This is a genomic window from Rhizobacter sp. P5_C2, assembly GCF_054049715.1.
This window is the reverse complement of sequence record NZ_JBFULV010000129.1, coordinates 1-16,010: the sequence shown is the minus strand read 5'-3', so window position 1 is coordinate 16,010 and position 16,010 is coordinate 1. Positions and strand designations below refer to the sequence as shown.

At 69.5% G+C, this 16,010-nt stretch carries 17 protein-coding genes; 8 read left to right on the top strand and 9 right to left on the bottom strand.

Annotation, left to right across the window (positions count from 1 at the left end; genetic code table 11):
* Window positions 1–64 precede the first annotated feature (64 nt).
* The 4 genes from ACXJLU_RS29435 to ACXJLU_RS29420 form a co-directional block, all read right to left on the bottom strand.
* The gene (locus ACXJLU_RS29435) at window positions 65–796 is read right to left on the bottom strand and encodes a CerR family C-terminal domain-containing protein (protein ID WP_457337142.1); all 732 of its coding nucleotides are present in this window, start codon (window positions 794–796) and stop codon (window positions 65–67) included.
* Window positions 797–854: 58 nt separating this feature from the next.
* On the bottom strand, window positions 855–1,046 hold the full coding sequence (locus ACXJLU_RS29430) for a helix-turn-helix transcriptional regulator (RefSeq protein WP_073467724.1): 192 nt from the start codon (window positions 1,044–1,046) through the stop codon (window positions 855–857).
* On the bottom strand, window positions 1,043–1,438 hold the full coding sequence (locus ACXJLU_RS29425; RefSeq protein WP_200799017.1) for a hypothetical protein: 396 nt from the start codon (window positions 1,436–1,438) through the stop codon (window positions 1,043–1,045). Before ACXJLU_RS29425 ends, ACXJLU_RS29430 begins: the two co-directional genes overlap by 4 nt.
* Before the next feature lie 159 nt (window positions 1,439–1,597).
* A complete protein-coding gene (locus tag ACXJLU_RS29420; protein ID WP_457337139.1) occupies window positions 1,598–2,749 on the bottom strand; it encodes a hypothetical protein in 1,152 nt (383 codons plus the stop codon).
* A 173-nt stretch (window positions 2,750–2,922) separates the two neighbouring features.
* On the opposite strand from ACXJLU_RS29420, the gene ACXJLU_RS29415 reads away from it, so the two are divergent.
* The gene (locus tag ACXJLU_RS29415; protein WP_457337137.1) at window positions 2,923–3,912 is read left to right on the top strand and encodes a helix-turn-helix transcriptional regulator; all 990 of its coding nucleotides are present in this window, start codon (window positions 2,923–2,925) and stop codon (window positions 3,910–3,912) included.
* A 3-nt stretch (window positions 3,913–3,915) separates the two neighbouring features.
* Here the strand turns inward: ACXJLU_RS29415 and ACXJLU_RS29410 are convergent, their stop codons facing one another.
* Complete coding sequence (locus tag ACXJLU_RS29410) at window positions 3,916–5,757, bottom strand: sensor domain-containing diguanylate cyclase (protein WP_457337135.1); 1,842 nt, start codon at window positions 5,755–5,757, stop codon at window positions 3,916–3,918.
* Window positions 5,758–5,933: 176 nt separating this feature from the next.
* Between ACXJLU_RS29410 and ACXJLU_RS29405 the strand changes: the two genes are divergently transcribed.
* The 4 genes from ACXJLU_RS29405 (at window position 5,934) to ACXJLU_RS29390 (ending at window position 9,323) form a co-directional block, all read left to right on the top strand.
* Entirely contained in the window at window positions 5,934–6,215 is a 282-nt protein-coding gene (locus ACXJLU_RS29405; RefSeq protein ID WP_457337133.1) for a DUF427 domain-containing protein, read from the top strand.
* A 105-nt stretch (window positions 6,216–6,320) separates the two neighbouring features.
* Window positions 6,321–7,208: an amino acid ABC transporter substrate-binding protein gene (locus ACXJLU_RS29400; RefSeq protein ID WP_457337131.1), complete on the top strand. Its 888-nt coding sequence runs from the start codon at window positions 6,321–6,323 to the stop codon at window positions 7,206–7,208.
* Window positions 7,209–7,248: 40 nt separating this feature from the next.
* Window positions 7,249–8,058 (top strand): cysteate racemase, encoded by an 810-nt coding sequence (gene cuyB / locus ACXJLU_RS29395; RefSeq protein ID WP_457337129.1) that lies wholly within the window; start codon window positions 7,249–7,251, stop codon window positions 8,056–8,058.
* Entirely contained in the window at window positions 8,055–9,323 is a 1,269-nt protein-coding gene (locus tag ACXJLU_RS29390) for a D-amino acid dehydrogenase (protein WP_457337127.1), read from the top strand. Before cuyB ends, ACXJLU_RS29390 begins: the two co-directional genes overlap by 4 nt.
* Here ACXJLU_RS29390 and ACXJLU_RS29385 read toward each other — a convergent pair.
* The gene (locus tag ACXJLU_RS29385) at window positions 9,307–10,197 is read right to left on the bottom strand and encodes a LysR family transcriptional regulator (protein WP_457337125.1); all 891 of its coding nucleotides are present in this window, start codon (window positions 10,195–10,197) and stop codon (window positions 9,307–9,309) included. The genes ACXJLU_RS29390 and ACXJLU_RS29385 overlap by 17 nt on opposite strands.
* 222 nt (window positions 10,198–10,419) lie before the next feature.
* Between ACXJLU_RS29385 and ACXJLU_RS29380 the strand changes: the two genes are divergently transcribed.
* The 3 genes from ACXJLU_RS29380 to ACXJLU_RS29370 all read left to right on the top strand — a co-directional run bounded on the left by ACXJLU_RS29380 (window position 10,420) and on the right by ACXJLU_RS29370 (window position 13,361).
* On the top strand, window positions 10,420–12,639 hold the full coding sequence (locus ACXJLU_RS29380) for an RHS repeat-associated core domain-containing protein (protein WP_457337123.1): 2,220 nt from the start codon (window positions 10,420–10,422) through the stop codon (window positions 12,637–12,639).
* Complete coding sequence (locus tag ACXJLU_RS29375) at window positions 12,636–12,977, top strand: hypothetical protein (RefSeq protein ID WP_457337121.1); 342 nt, start codon at window positions 12,636–12,638, stop codon at window positions 12,975–12,977. The genes ACXJLU_RS29380 and ACXJLU_RS29375 overlap by 4 nt, the downstream gene beginning before the upstream one ends.
* Before the next feature lie 93 nt (window positions 12,978–13,070).
* Window positions 13,071–13,361, top strand: a complete 291-nt coding sequence (locus tag ACXJLU_RS29370; protein WP_457337119.1) for a hypothetical protein — start codon at window positions 13,071–13,073, stop codon at window positions 13,359–13,361.
* Window positions 13,362–13,405: 44 nt separating this feature from the next.
* Here ACXJLU_RS29370 and ACXJLU_RS29365 read toward each other — a convergent pair whose 3' ends face one another.
* The 3 genes from ACXJLU_RS29365 to ACXJLU_RS29355 all read right to left on the bottom strand — a co-directional run.
* Complete coding sequence (locus ACXJLU_RS29365; protein WP_457337117.1) at window positions 13,406–14,197, bottom strand: YfaP family protein; 792 nt, start codon at window positions 14,195–14,197, stop codon at window positions 13,406–13,408.
* Window positions 14,197–14,979, bottom strand: a complete 783-nt coding sequence (locus ACXJLU_RS29360; RefSeq protein WP_457337115.1) for a YfaP family protein — start codon at window positions 14,977–14,979, stop codon at window positions 14,197–14,199. The genes ACXJLU_RS29365 and ACXJLU_RS29360 overlap by 1 nt, the downstream gene beginning before the upstream one ends.
* A partial coding sequence (locus ACXJLU_RS29355; RefSeq protein ID WP_457337113.1) for a DUF2300 domain-containing protein occupies window positions 14,976–16,010 on the bottom strand: 1,035 nt, incomplete at its 5' end. The genes ACXJLU_RS29355 and ACXJLU_RS29360, both read right to left, overlap by 4 nt.

Below are 16,010 nucleotides of genomic sequence, written 5' to 3'. Positions count from 1 at the left end.
CAGCCGGCCAGGCCCGCCACGGCGGCCAGCGTGGCCGCCAGCAGGGCGGCGCGGGTCGGTGTCGTCATCGCTTGTCCTCTTTCTTGGGTGCGTTCTTGTCTGCGTTCTTGTCGGTTTTCTTGAGCGCCGCGCGGCGCGTGCCTTCGGCGTCGACCATCGCCAGCGCATACAGGACCAGGCGCTCGGACCACAGGTCGAGCGCGCGCGGGTGGCTGTTCAGGCGCGGCGCCAGCGCGTCGGTGACGTCCTGCGCGATCTGCAGGTGCACGCCCAGCGCCGCGATGCAGATCGCCAGCCGGTGCAGCTCGTCGTCGGCACGGCGCAGCCCCAGGTGGCGCGCCAGCAGCGCGACCAGCGCCTCGTGGCGCGGCTTGATGCCGTTGACGATCTCGTCCTGCCAGACGCCGGTCGGCTCCAGCATCTCGCGCACGTGCAGGCGCATGCACTGCTGCGTCATGTCGCCATGCTTCAGCGGCTCGAGGAAGCCGGCGTACAGGCCGTGCAGCGCGTCGGGCAGCGTCATCGCCGGGTCGGCATAGCGGGCGATGTCGTCGGCCGGCGTGCTCAGCGGGCCGGCGAACACCGCGCGGTACAGCCCCGCCTTGTCGCCGAAGTAGTAGCTGATGGCGGCGATGTTGACCTGCGCGGCCTCGGCGATCTCGCGGGTGGAGGTCTTGTTGTAGCCGTGCTGCGCGAACAGGCGCAGCCCGGCCAGCAGCAGGCGCATGCGCGACTGCTCGCCATCGCTGCGCGGCGCGCGCGGGGCCTGGGGTGCTTCAGAGAGGTTGGCCGACATGGGCCGGGACTCTATCAAATAAATCAAACGATTGATTTAGTTTCTAGGGGGTGACGACTCAGGGCGCCTCGAAGATGTCCTCGATCGGCAGGCCGAAGGTGCGGGCGATCTGGAAGGCCAGCGGCAGGCTCGGGTCGTAGCGCTCGTTCTCGATCGCGTTGACCGTCTGGCGCGACACCTGCAGGCGCTCGGCCAGCTCGGTCTGCGACCAGCCGCGCTCCGCCCGCAGCGTCTTCAGGCGGTTCTTCAACGGTAGCGCCGGGCGGCAATCAGGCCGCCGACGACCCACAACACCGCCATCAACGGCCACACGGTGAACATCGACAACGGGCGCCAGCCGACCCCTTCGAGGAAGCCGTAGCTGAAGGTCAGCAAGGCCGTGCCGGCGAATGCGAAGCCGAGCGCTTCGAGCTGCACCCGCATCTGCAGCTCGTCGAGCCGGCGAAACTGACGCAGGATCGCCCAGCAGGCGGCGATGCACGGAAGCGTCGGCAGCAGCGCCACCAGCGTCGCGGACGGGCCTTCGAAGTAGCCCGTCTTCAGCAGGAAGATCGAGCTGCACAGCACCAGCCCATAGGCCAGCATCGCGGCACCGAGCTCGAACAGATAGCGGCGGGGGATGGGCGAGAAGCATTTCATCATCGGTAGGCCATGTAAAGGTTGCTTTCCATTCCATCTTAGGCACGAAGTCCGCCGATGTAAAGCACCTTTTACAGTCCTCCGTCCTCCCTGCGCTTCCCGCCCACCCCCTGCGGCTCCTCTTCTCCTCCCCGAGAACCGTGTCGCAGATCCTTGCTCAACTCACTGCAGCGGCAGGCTCGCCTGGCGCGGCTCGCCGGCCGGCGGGAACGCATCGGGCCGCAGCCGGCGCGGCACGCCGCCGGCCGTGCGGCGCATCAGCACCGCGTGCGGCACGTAGCCGCGCGAATCGATGTCCCAGCCGTCGGTCGCCTGCTCGTCGCTGACGCATTCGATGCGCACCGTGCCGAGCTGCCGGGCGCTCGCGCGCTGCACCAGTGCCTCGCACTGCGCCGCCGTCAGCTGGCGCGCGAAGAGCGTCCAGCGCTGCTGCACCAGCGGCTGGCGCCAGGCGTCTTCGATGGCCCAGCGCAGCGCTTGCGGCGTGCTGTTGCGGCCGGCCTCGAGCACGCGCGGCAGCAGCGCATGGAAGAAGGTCTGGAACGCACGCCGCAGCAGCTTGCCGGGCAGCAGGTCTTCGAGCCGCGTCATGCGGTGGCTCCAGCCCGGCGCGGTGAGCTGCTGGCTGATGAAGGCCTGCAGCGCCTGCACCGGGTTGAACAGCCGCAGCCGGTTCGGCGGCAGCACCAGCAGCGGCAGCGCGCTCGCTTCTTCATGTGTCAGCGGCTCGACGAAGCTGCACAGCACCGCGACGCGCGACCACTGCTCGGCCGTCAGCCCGTTCAGCCCGCCGAGCGGGCCGCCTTCGATCAGCTTGACGAACTGCAGCGCGTCGCGGTAACCATGCGCCGCCTTCGCGTGGTTGGCCTTGGCGCTCATCACCGCCAGGTTGCCGGCGGCATAGCCGGCATCGCTGCGCACGCGGTCGATCGACGCGATCGTTGAATCGGTGCGTTCGGTCGTGTCGGACGACAGCGCCAGCCGCGTGATCGGGCAGTGGCTCACGTCGATCTGCTGCAGGTAGTGCGGCGTCACCTGCACCAGCTCGACGCTGCGGCCGCGCAGCCAGGCGTGCAGCCGCAGTTGCAGCCACTTGCGCACGGGCGGCGTCGGCTGCAGCGTGCGCGAGCCGAAGGCGGCCTGGCCGGACAGCCAGCCGTTGCGCAGCGGCGAGGGTTCGTTGGCGTACGGTGCCGGCGGCGTGACGCCGTAGTGGCCGTAGTCCCAGCCCAGCTCGAAGCCGATGTGCTCGTGCGCGGTCAGGCTGTTCGGCAAGGCGGGGGTCGGCAGGGACGTCGGCAAAGAGAGGGTCATCGTTCGGCTCCGTAAGTTCCGCTGCGCGATGCAGCGATGGAGCGAAGTGTTGCGGCCGGGTAGCTCACCAGATGAGCCACCGGTGCACGTGGCCCCGAAAAGACATCCGGGTATGCTCGCGCGGCTGGCTCATCTGGTGAGCTACCCGACTGATACCGCCCACGGATATCGCCATGGACCGCACCGAACGCTTCTACAAGATCGAACTGCTGCTGCGCAGCCGCGGCTGCGTCGGCTTCGACGCGCTGCTCGCCGAGCTCGACATCTCGCCGGCCACGCTGAAGCGCGACCTGCAGTACCTGCGCGACCGGCTCAGCGCGCCGATCGTCTACGACCGTTTCGAGAACGGTTACCGCTTCGAGCACGGCGACACGCAGGCGCTGCCCGGCGCGCGCCACGAGCTGCCCGGCATGTGGTTCAGCGAGAAGGAGATCCACGCGCTGCTGACGATGCACCAGCTGATGGCGGGGCTGGACGACGACGGCGTGCTGTCGCGCCACCTGCAGCCGATGGTCGACAAGCTGCAGGGCATGCTGGGCGCCGACGAGAGCGAGGCGCGCGAGCTGATGCGCCGCGTCAGGATGATCGTCACTGCGCGGCGCCGCACGCCGAGCCGGTACTTCGAACTGCTCGGCAGCGCGCTGGTGCAGCGCAAGCGCATCTGGCTGCGCTACTTCAAGCGCACCGACCGCAGCACCAGCGAGCGCGAGGTGTCGCCGCAGCGGCTGGTGAACTACCGCAACACCTGGTACCTGGACGCCTGGTGCCATGCGAGCGACGGCCTGCGCCGCTTCGCGCTCGATGCGGTGCAGGAGGCGCGGCCGCTCGACACGCGCGCCCGCCATGTCGCGGTGAAGGACCTCGAAGCCGCGCTCGACGCCGGCTACGGCATCTACAGCGGCACCGGCAGCACGCTGAAGTGGGCGACGCTGGTGTTCGAGCCCGATGCGGCGCAATGGGTGGCGAACGAAGAGTGGCATCCGCAGCAGAAGGCGCGCTGGCTGGACGACGGCCGCTACGAACTGCAGGTGCCGTACAGCGACCCGACCGAGCTGACGATGGACATCCTGCGCCACGGCGACAGCGTCGTCGTGGCCGGCGACAAGGCGCTCGCGTCGGCCATCGCGGCACGGCTCGCGAAGGCCGCCGCGCGGTATGCGTAGCGGCTACAGCAAGGACAGCTGAAAGGTGTTGCGCCCCGCCGTCTTCGCCGCATAGAGCGCGCCATCCGCCCGTGCCAGCAACGCCGCCGGGTCGAGGTTGCCATGCCGATGGAACGCGACGCCGATGCTCGTCGTCACGATCAGCACCTTCCCGTCGACCTCGAACGGCCGGTTCATCTGCGCGACGATCTTCTGTGCCACCGCGGTCGGCTCCACGTCGGTGCCCAGCCCCTCGAGCACGATCACGAACTCGTCACCGCCCATCCGCGCTACGGTGTCGGTCGAGCGCACGCTGCCGCGCAGCCGGTCGCCGAACTCCTTCAGCACGCGGTCGCCGGTGCCGTGGCCGAACCGGTCGTTGATCGACTTGAAGCGGTCGACATCGAGGAACATCAGCGCCAGCAGGTCGCCGCTGCGCTCGGCGCGCGCCAGCGCCTCGTGCAGGCGCTCGTTCAGCGCGTGGCGATTCGGCAGCCCGGTCAGCGCGTCGACCCGGGCCAGCGCCGCCAGTTGCCGCTCCACCGCCTTCTGCGCCGACACGTCGCTGCTGAGTGCGTACAGCCCGCGGATGCGCCCGTCGCGCGCCGGGTCGGGGATGTAGACGTTGTGCAGGCAGCGGATCTCGCCGCGCACCGGCGTCTCGACGTCGAACTCGACGCGCTCGCCCGCCAGTGCCCGCTCCACCGCCGCGCGCCGCGCCTCGTACATCGCCGGCCCCAGCACCTCGACCATGTGCCGGCCGACCTGGGCCGCCGGGTCGAGGCCGAGCCAGCTCTGGAAGGTTGCGTTGCAGAACTGGAAGCACTGCGCGGTGTCGATGTAGGCGACCAGCGCCGGCAGGTTGTCGGTGACCTCGCGCAGCCACCGGTCGGCGAGGTGGCGTTGCCGCTCGCTGCGCCGCAGCCGCTGCACCAGCACGCTGAGCGCGCCGAAGACGGCCAGCAACACCGCGGTCGCGACGCCGGCGACCTCCAGCTCGGCCCGGCGGCGCGCCTCGTGCTCGGCCAGCACCTCCGATTCGGCCAGCCCGGTGAACACGACGAAGGGCCGGTCGGCGAGCTGCTTGTAGGCCAGCAGGCGCGGCACGCCGTCGAGCCGGCTGGTCGCGCTGTAGGTGCCCTCGGAGGCGCGCGCCAGCTCGTGGATCAGGAAGTTGTTGCCGGCCGTCTCGCCGAACCACAGGCGGTCGCCGGAGCGCCGCGCCCGCACCGTCCAGTCGAGCCCGACGAAGCTGATGACGCCCTCGCGGCCGAGCTGCTGCTCGTCGTAGAAGCGGGTGAAATAAGACGGGTCGGTCAGCACCACGACCACGCCGGCGAACGCGCCCTGCGGCGTCTGCAGCCGCCGGCTGAGCTGCACGGTCCAGGCCTGGCTGACCCGGCTGACCAGCGGCTTGCTGATGTAGAGCCCCGGCGTCTTTCCGTCGACATGCACCTTGAAGTGCTCGCGATCGGCCACGTTGAGCCCGAGGCCCTGCCCGGTCGACGCGATCACGTGGCCGTCGGCGTCGGCCACGTAGAGCGCCACCAGCCCCGGCTGGGTGACGAGCCCGCGGCGCAGCAGGCCCGGCAGGTCCACGTCGCGCCCGCGCTGCTCGACGCCGTAGGCCACGAAGTTGGTGATCTGGTCAAGCTGCGACAGCGCGCGCTCGGTGTACTCCTCGAACGCGCGGTTCAGGCTGCGCGCCTTCGCGTAGGCATCGGCGACCACCCGGGCGCGCTCGGCCGCCAGGCTGTGCAGCACGAAGGCCCACATGAAAGCGATCACCATCACACCGATGGCCGGAAGCGCCCAGCCGATCCAGGCCAGGCTGCGACGGCGAAAACGGGCCTGCGCTGAAAGCATGTGTCCAACGACCTCGTGTGGGGCAGTGATGCCTCCCCGGGCGAGCCGATCGAGCGGCCGTGACCACGATAAGCCCAAACGGCCTTGGCGCAACAGCGGGCTTTTCCTTCAAACACGGGGGTGCCGGCACCCCCGCCGCTACCATCGCACGCGTCAGCGACACGAAAGGAACGCGCATGAAAGCAGTCTGGAACGGCGTGACCATCGCCGAGAGCGACGACACGGTGGTCGTCGAGGGCAACCACTATTTCCCCGAGAACAGCCTGAAGCGCGAATACGTCAGCTTCAGCAACCACCGCACCAGCTGCCCGTGGAAGGGGCAGGCGCACTACTACAGCCTGCTGGTGAACGGCGAGGCCAACCCGGATGCCGTCTGGTACTACCCGGAGCCGAGCGAGGCGGCCGCGCAGATCAAGGGCCGGGTCGCGTTCTGGAAGGGCGTGCAGGTCGAGCGCTGATCCTCCATAAGGCTGGCTGATGGGGCCCGGGGAAGATCCGATGCCTCACCCGGCACGAAGCTCGCTAGCATCCTCGCACCGCAACCGCTGTTCGAGGACCTCCCCATGTCGCTGCGTTCCCTTCGTGCACTGTCCCTCCTCGCCTGTGCGCTCCCGCTGCTCGCGGCCGCCCAGACCACGCTCGAGAAGGTCAAGCAGAGCGGCGTGATCGGCGTCGCCTACCGCGAGTCGTCGATCCCGTTCTCGTTCCTCGACGACAAGGCGCAGCCGGTCGGCTTCGGCGTCGACATCTGCAACAAGGTGGTCGAGGCGGTGAAGAAGTCCACCGGCCGCGCCGACCTGAAGGTGCAGCTGCAGGCCGTGACCTCGGCCAACCGGATCCCGCTGCTGCAGAACGGCACCATCGACATCGAGTGCGGTTCCACCACCAACAACAGCGAGCGCGGCAAGCAGGTCGCCTTCGCGACCAACTACTTCTACACCGGCACGCGCTTCCTGGTGAAGGCCGGCACGCCGGTGAAGTCGCTCGCCGACCTGGCCGGCAAGCCGGTCGTGTCGACCACCGGCACCACCAACTACAAGATCCTGCGCAACCTGAACGAAGAGAAGAAGCTCGGCATCGACCTGCTGGGCGCGAAGGACCATGCCGAATCGGCGCTGATGGTGCAGACCGGCCGCGCGGTCGCGTTCGGCATGGACGACATCCTGCTGTACGGCCTGAAGGCGAGCGCCGCCAACCCGGCCGAGCTGGCGGTGGTGGGCGAGGCGATCCAGGTCGAGCCGTACGCCATCATGGTGCGGCGCGAGGACCCGGCCTTCAAGAAGCTGGTCGACGACACGATCGCCGGGCTGATCCAGAGCGGCGAGTTCGAGGCGCTCTACAAGAAGTGGTTCCAGTCGCCGATCCCGCCGAAGGGCATCAACCTGCAGGCGCCGATGAGCCAGGAGCTGCGCGACAACCTGAAGGCGCTGAGCGACAAGCCGGCGACCTGAGCGGCCCCCCGCCCTCTTCCTTCCTCGACAAGACACAGCCATGAACGACGCAGCGTGCGGTGCACGCGGCGCGGGCGCGATCGTGCCCTCGCCGGTGCCGGTTCCCCTGCCAGTGCCCGGCCTGGTCGGCGTGCTCGGCGGCATGGGGCCGCTCGCGACGCTCGACTTCCTGCACAAGGTGCTGGCCGCGACACCGGCGCAATGCGACCAGGACCACGTGCCGATGATCGTCAGCAGCATCCCGCAGGTGCCCGATCGCACCGCCGCCTTCCGCGGCGAAGGCGAATCGCCGCTGCCGGCGCTGCGCGCCTGCGGCGAGCGGCTCGCGGCAGCGGGCGCCGGGCTGGTGGTGCTGCCGTGCAACACCGCGCACCTGTGGTTCGATGCGCTGCAGTCGGCGCTCGGCCTGCCGATGCTGCACCTGGCCGACGCCGCGCTCGCCGAACTGGCGCGGCGCGCGCCGGGTGCCCGCGTCGGACTGCTGGCGACCGATGCAACGCTGGCCTCGGGCCTTTATCTGAACCGCCCATCGGTGCATCCGTTGCAGCATCGGCCACATTGGGTGCTGCCGACCGCGCCCGAGATGGTCGACTGGGTGATGCCGGGCATCGCCGCGGTCAAGGCCGGTGCACCGGAGCTCGGCCGCGACCTGCTGCTGAAGGCCGCGCACGCGCTGCAGCGGCGCGGTGCCGAGGCGCTGCTGCTCGGCTGCACCGAGCTGCCGCTGGTGCTCGACGAAGCGGCGCTCGGCCTGCCGGTGATCGACGCGACCGATGCGCTGGCGCGCGCCGTCGTCGCCTGGTCGCAGGCGCAGCGTGCGGCAGCGCCCACCGGCGCGGTGCCTGCATGAAGCACGTCTGCGTCATCGGCGCCGGCGTGATCGGCAGCGCCACCGCGATGGCGCTGGCGCGCGAGGGCTTCGAGGTGACGCTGGTCGATGCCGCCGACCGCCCCGGCCAGGGCGCGAGCCGCGCCAACGGGGCCCAGCTCAGCTACAGCTATGTCGAGCCGCTCGCGACGCCGGCCGCGCTGCGCGCGCTGCCGGGCTGGCTGCTGTCGCGCGACAGCCCGCTGTCGTGGCAGCCGCGCTGGCAGCTGTCGCACTGGCGCTGGCTGGCGGCCTTCATCCGCGCTTGCACGCAGGCGCGCGTGCAGCAGACCACTGAAGCGCTGCTGCGCCTGTCGTTCCTGAGCCGCGACGTGCTGGCGCGCTGGCAACGCGAAGCGCCGCCCGAGCGACCGCTCGGCGTGCAGGTGCGCCAGGCGGGCAAGCTGGTGATCCATCGTGACGCCGGCAAGCGCGACGCGGCGCAGCGGCAGGTCGCCTGGCAGGCCCGCTTCGGCTGCCGGCAGCGCGTGCTGGACGCCGACGCGTGTCGGCGGCAGGAGCCGGCGCTCGCGCACGACCGCGCGCCGATCGCGTTCGGCGTCTGGACGCCCGATGAAGCCGTCACCGATGCGCAGCAGCTGAGCCAGGCGCTGGCCGAGGCCAGTGGTGCGCGCTGGCGGATGGACACCAGCGTCGCCGGCTTCGTGCAGCGCGACGGCCGCGTGCACGCGCTGCGCTGCATCGATGCCGGCGGCGCGGAGCGCGAGATCGAGGCCGACGCCTTCGTCGTGTCGGCCGGCCCCGGTGCGGCCGCGCTGCTGAAGCCGCTCGGCGTGCCGCTGCCGATCGAGCCGATCAAGGGCTACAGCATCAGCCTGCAGATCGCCAACGCCGCGCGGGCGCCGCAGGTCAGCGTGACCGATGCGGCGCGCAAGCTGGTCTATGCGCGGCTCGGCGAGCGCGTGCGCATCGCAGGCTTCGCCGAACTGCGCGGCGCCGACCTGCGCATCGATCCGCGTCGCATCGAGGCCATGCTGCAGGCCGCGACCGACACCTTCCCCGGCGCGTTCCAGACCGGCGACCCCGAGCCCTGGGCCGGCCTGCGCCCGGCGACCCCGGGCTCGCGCCCGCTGATCGGCGCGACGCGCATCGGCGGGCTGTGGCTGAACACCGGCCATGGCGCGCTCGGCCTGACGCTCGCGTGCGGCAGCGCCTGGCTGCTGTCGCAGCTGATGCAGGGCCGCACGCCGTCGATCGACGCGGCGCCGTTCAGGCTGCAGGACTGACGACGCGGCGGAACGCGTCGATCAGGTCGTCGGCCGGCTGCGGCGAGCGCTCGCCCTGCGGCAGCAGCGCGCTGATGCTGACCGGCACCTCGGGCACCAGCGTGCGCACCTGCAGCGTTTCGTCGGCGGCCGCGGCGGTGAACGAATCGATCAGCGCCGGGCCGAAGCCCTGCGCCGCGAGCGTCATCGCGATGTGGTGCGTCTGCACGGTGATGCCGCCGGCGGGCGCGAGGCCTTCGCGGGCGCACTGCTCGGCCAGCATCGCGCCGATCGGGTCGCGCTCGTCGATGCGGATGAAGCTGCTGCGCAGCACCTCGGCCAGCTCGATCGTGCTGCGCCGGTCGCCGCTGCGCGCCGGCGTGGCCAGAGACACGCACACCATGCGGCCCTGCGCCACCGGCACCTGCTGCACGGCCGGGTGCGGGCTGTGGCCGAACACGATGCCGACATCGCCCTCCTGCAGCGCGATGGCCTGCGCGATCTCCTGCGAATGCAGCGTGCGGATCGCGACCGGCACCGCCGGGTGGCGCTGGCGGAACAGCGCCAGCGCCTGCGGCAGCGCATGCACCGCGAGCGACGGCACGACCAGGATGCGCAGGGCGGCCTGCTGGCCGCCGCGCAGCGCGCCGGCGAGCCGCCGCACCGATTCGAGCTGCGAGACCAGCCGCTGCACCTCGGGGTACAGCGCCTGCGCCTCGCGCGTCGGCACGAGCCGGTTGCGCTGGCGGGTGAAGAGCGCGTAGCCGAGTTGCAGCTCGGCATGCTGCAGCGTCTGCGTGACGGCGGGCTGCGTGACGTGCAGCAGGCGCGCGGCCCCGCTGACGGTGCCGGTCAGCATGATGGCGTTGAAGACTTCGACGTGCTTGATGCGCATGGTGAGGTCGTAGCGCGCAAGTATCGCGCCCGCGTCGGTGGTCGGTCCGCATGCCAATTGCTGTAGAGGGCATGCGGCTTTGGCATGGCGTCGTTGTCAGCCGGTCGATGCGCTTGCGCCGGCCCTCTTCGCTGGTTCCAATGGGTTGAACCGCGTCGTCGAAGCAGTCCCCTTCAGAGTTGTGACGACGCCCACTCACCAATCGCTCACCGGAATCCGACGATGAAGACGACGACCCGCGCAGGGGTCCTTGTTGTTGCGACCTGCCTGCTCATCACGCCCTGCCATGCAGAGCTTCCGCCGCCTCCTGTTTCACCAACGCCCGTCACCCGCTACGAGTACGACGCCCAGGGCAACCGCACCAAGATCATCCGCGACCCCGGTGGCTTGAACCTGGAGACCAAGCTCAGCTACGACCCGCTGTACCGGGTGAAGGACCACACCGATCCGAAGAACGGCAAGACGAGCATCGAGTACGACGGTGGCGATCGGACCACGAAGGTCACCGACCCGAGGAGCCTGGTCACGCAATACCCGCGCGACGGCTTCGGCAACGCGACCCAGCTGATCAGCCCCGACACCGGCACGGCGAGCCAGACCTACAACGAGATCGGCAACCTGACGACCCGCACCGACAGCCGCGGCGTGCTGGAAGGCTACACGTACGACGCGATGGACCGGCTGACGCAGCTGGTCTACAGCCAGAGCGGTCAGCCCAGCCAGAGGGTGAACTGGGCCTATGACTTGAAGGGGCCGGACTACAGCTACAGCGCGAACCGCCTCAGCCGCACCGATCATCCGAACGGCTGGTCGCGCTTCAAGTACGACCAGCGCGGACGAGTGCTCGAAGCGGTGCAGTCCGTGAGCCCGGCGGCAGGTGCCAACAGCACCGCCATCGTCAGCACCACGAGCTACGGCTACACGTTGGGCCGGCTGACCAGCATCACCTATCCGTCAGGCCGCAAGGTCGTGCAGAGCTACACCAGCCGACACGTCACCGGGATCGGTCTTGCAGAGAACGCGAACGGCACGCCCACACCGCTGCTCACCGACATCCAGTGGGAGCCGTTCGGGCCGGTGAACCGCTGGAACTGGAACATGGCCGCCGGCACGGTGCCGCACGAGCGCTTCTTCGACCTGAGCGGCCGCGTGACCCGGTATCGGCTCGGCAACGTCTTCCGCGACGTGACCTACGACGCGGCCGATCGCATCATCAGCTTCACGCACCTGAGCGCCAACGACGGCATCCCGCAGCCGGCGCTGGACCAGAGCTTCGGCTATGACGAGAACGACCGGATCACACAGGTCACCACAGTCGCGAGCAGCTGGGCCATCACGTACGACCCGAACGGCAACCGCACCGGCCTGAGCCTGAACGGCAACCCGAGCGTATACAACGTCGAGGCGACGAGCAATCGGCTCGCGAGCATCACGAACCCGGCGCGCAGCTTGGGCTATGACAACGCGGGGAACACGACCAGCGACAACCCGAATTACACGGCGATCTACGGCCTGAGCGGATCGCTTGCGAGCATCACGAAGGCGGGCATCACCGGCACCTACACCTACGACGCCGATAAGCGGCGCATCCGCAAGGTGACGAGCGCGGGAGCGAGCAGCACGGTCATCTTCGTGTACGGGCTCAACGGCGAACTGCTCGGGGAATACGACCAAGCGGGACAGGCGCTACGCGAATACATCTGGCTGGACGACATCCCGGTGGCGATATTCATGCCGGACCCAGCGAACCCAAGCGGTGCGCCGTTGGTGTTCTACATCCACGCCGATCACCTGAACGCGCCGCGGCTCGTCGTCGACATGAACAATGCGACCCGCTGGCAGTGGTTCGCCGAGCCATTCGGCACGACAGCGCCCGAGGTCAACCCGAGCGGGCTCGGCGTCTTCACGCAGAACCTGCGCTTCCCGGGGCAGTACGCGGATGCGGAGAGCGGGCTGTTCTACAACTACCGACGCAGCCTTGACAGTTCGAAAGGCGGCTACACGCAGTCGGACCCTATTGGACTGGCTGGCGGAAGCGTGTCGACATATACCTATGTCGATGGGAATCCGCTCAGCCTTGTCGATCCGAATGGAATGAACGCACAGACCCTGCCGGCACTCCTGCCAGCGATCCTCGCCGGTTGTCTTCTTTCTCAAGGTTGCCGAGACTTGGTCCTGCCGAAACCAACCGTCGGTCCGGCAAATCCGGAGGCGCCGCTCCAAAAGGCGCCGGTCTGGCCACCGGTCCCTCCCGATGACACACTTCCCGGCGCAGAGCCTTGGCCAAAGGACGACAAGAACTTCTGCATTCGCACCTACGCCAACTGTGTGAACTATGGATGGACAGGCAGCTGCGAGGCCTGCATGAGCCGCTGCCAGGGTTCAGCAACCGGAGATTGGCCTTTTGATATGTGCAAACCGAAGAAGAATTCGTGCCCATGAAACAAGACCTCCTGTCGGCAGCCTATGGACTGATCCGTGAATTCAGAAGTGGGGAGTTCTCCCCAGGTTCCGAGATCTCATCAGAGCACTTGCAACTGCTTCGCCTACTCTGTGAAGACATTCTTCCCGGCGAGGCCTTCGATGAGGCCTTGCTCGGGGAATTGATTCCAAGGATCGCCTCCACAGACAGTCTGTGGAACAGGCGAACGATGGCCTTGGTCGATGAGTTCTACGCGCTGCGAGAGGCCGGCCAACTGGATGCGGCCGAGCAGCGGCGCGACGCATTCCTGCGCGCTTGCCCTTCATCGTGGTATCGAGGAATCGCAAGTTCCCTCTAGCAGCCGACACCTTCACCGCAGGTCGCCTGAACTTGCCGCGGCACTATCTCGACAAGTCCAACAACGACAGCGTCTGAAGAAAGGTTGCCCATGATGGAAGAACATTTCACGGCTGTCGTCGAGAGAACACTCGTTTTGCACGATCGCGAAACAGGGCAGAGGGGCGAGGTTCGCCTGGCCATCGGTCAGCCCTACTGGACTGAGCCGGGAATCGAAGCCGCCTGCCCGGTCGCGGTCCACGGCTATTTCGGCAGGCTGGCTGACATCCGCGGCATCGACCCCCTGAGTGCACTCACCTTGGCGATCAAATTTCTGGAGACCCTGCTCGAGGGACTGCCCGAAACTCGTACCGTTCACTGGCCCAGCGGTGAGGCCTATTTCTAGCCCTCTCGAATTGGGAAGGTCCTCCGTTCAGCGGCTGAACTCCCTCACCCACGCCGCACCGACCGCACCAGCATCAGATCGCCGATCTTGCGCATCGGCACCGTGAAGGTCTCGCGCCGCTCGGCGCCGGTGTTCTCGTCGAACACCAGCGTCACGCGGGCGGTGATCACCGGCTGCTGGCGCGTCGACTCGTCGAAGTGGTAGCCGCCGGGCCCGAAGTTGCCCCAGTAGTTGACGTACACGTGGTACACGCCCGGCATCGGCGCGGTGGTCGAGAACATCTCCGGTCCCGCGCCGTCGACGCTGTCGACGTCGAGCCCGCCGCCGTCGGTGAGCACCGGGTTCGCGAAGAACGCATGCTGGCCGTCCGGCGTGATCACGTGCAGGTCCAGCTCGGCCTGCGGGTCGTCCCAGGCCAGGATGATGCGCACCTTGGCAAGCGTCTTCAGCCGGTTCGCCTCGTAGAACTGCACGCGCTTGCGGCTGCGGCCGTCGGCGTCGCGGATCTCGATGCCGTTCGAGCCGGGACCGAAGGCGTAGGGCCGCGCGAAGCGGCCGTCATCGCCGGTGTACAGCGGCATCGCATTGCCGTTGACCACCATCGTCGGCGTGCGGCGCGCGCTGCCGAGCTGCTTCAGCCGGCCCTCGATCAGCGTGCGCTGGCGCTGGCCGCCGCGCTCGATCAGGTTGCTCGGGTAGGCGTAGCTGACGCGGCCGGGATCGTCGGAGATGCCGCTGTAGGTCCAGCCGCCGGGCGGGTGCGTCATCGTCACGTCCGGGTCGGCCTGCGCCGCGCCGAACGCGCAGGCGGCCACCGCGGCGACAAGCCAGCGCATCACGGCACCAGGAACGACCGCACCAGCGTCAGCTCGCCGGGCTTGCGCATCGGCACGCGGAACACCTGCTGCTTCTCGCGCGGCGTGCCCTCGTCCTCGACGATCGCGACCTGCGCGGTGGTGATCACGTCGCGCCGCTCGCCGGCACCGTAGTAGTTGACGAACACGTGGTACGCGCCGCGCACCGGGCTGGGCGTCGCGAAGATCTCGGGGCCGAAGCCGGTCGTCACGTCGACGTCGAGCGCGCCGCCGTTGCCGGCCACCCGCGCGCCGTAGAACACATGCTCGCCGTCGGGCGAGACGACGTGCAGGTCGAGGTCGGTGTTGTCGCTGTCCCAGCTGAGCACCACGCGCAGCCGCGTCGGCACGCGGCCGGCCTGGGCCTCGTAGAACTGCGTGCGCTTGCCGGCGCCGCCGCCGGGCGCCCGCACCTCGACGCCGTGACTGCCGCTGCCGAACGACCAGGGCCGCGCGAAGCCGCCGTCTTCGTCGGTCGACAAGGGCATCGCGACGCCGTCGACCACCAGCCGCGCCGGCTGGCGCGCGCCGTCGGCACCGGCCTTCGCGGTGGCACCGATGTGGCCGCGGATCAGCGCGCTGGCCGAGCGGCCGTTCACGTTGACGCTGGCGGCCGGGTAGTGCACCTCCTGCACGAAATCGCGCTGGCGCGGCGGCGCGCTGCGCCAGCCGGAGGTCGGTGTGTCGATCGCGGCCTGCGCCGCGGCGCCGGTGGCCGTGGCGGCCAGCAGCACGGGAAAGAGCAGGGGAAGGAGCATCTTCATGAGTCGGCCAATCGCTGTGCCAGTTGTTCGATGTAGGCCTCGTCCTGGCCGCGCGGGTGGTCGCGGAAGGCGAGGTGCAGGTATTCGTGGATCAGCGTCACGCGGCCTTCGCGGCTCAGCCACTCGCGCACGCGGATCTCGAGCCGCCGCTGGTCGGAGTGCGGCGTGCCCATCGCGAGCTGGCACACGCGCAGCTCCGCGCCGAGCGGCTGGTAGCCGGCCTCGCGGCGCAGCAGCTCGCGCCAGCGCTGCTGGCGTTGCAGCAGCCAGGCGTGCGCCTGCGGCAGGGCCTCGCAGTCAGCCGCGGCCTGCGCACCGGCGAGCGTCATGCCGGGCCAGGTGGCGCGCAGGATGGTCTCGAAGCCGTCGCCGCGCCGGCTCGCCGCCACCGCGGCCTGCCACGACAGCACGCCGGGCGACGCCTGGTCGAGGTGGTAGCGCACTTCGGCACCGCGGATCACCAGGCCATCGGTGAAGGCCGCCGCGGCGCGGGCCGCCTCGCTGGGCGGATTCGGGCTGACGCGCTGCGTGCGGCTGTCGTCGGCGATCTGCCGGCAGGCCTCGGCCTGCGGCGCGTTCTGCAGCACGTAGCTGCGGGCGGCGATGGCCAGCGCGCGCGCCGCCTCGAGCTCGGTCGCGCGGCCTTCACGGTCGACGACGCGGGCCACATAGTCTTCGAGCGGCAGGCGAGCGGTGATCACCGGGCCTTCGGCCTCGACACGCAGCTGCAAGGCCGGCAGCGCGTCGATCGGCAACTGCGTGCCGTTGCGGAACACGACGCGGTGGCGGCCGTTCAACGCGCCGACCGGTGCCGCGCTGCCATCGGCGCGCAGCACCGCCTGGATCGGGTAGCGCTGGAAGAAGCGCACGTCGATGCACGGCTGGGCGGCCAGCGCGTCGGCATCGTCACGCGGCGCCGCGAGCCCGTGCGCCGACCATTGCCGCGCGATCCACGGCGCCTGCGCCCGCAGCGCGGTGCGGCTGGTGCCGGCCGCGCTGAACCAGAACGGCGTGCCGTCGGCCAGCCAGCC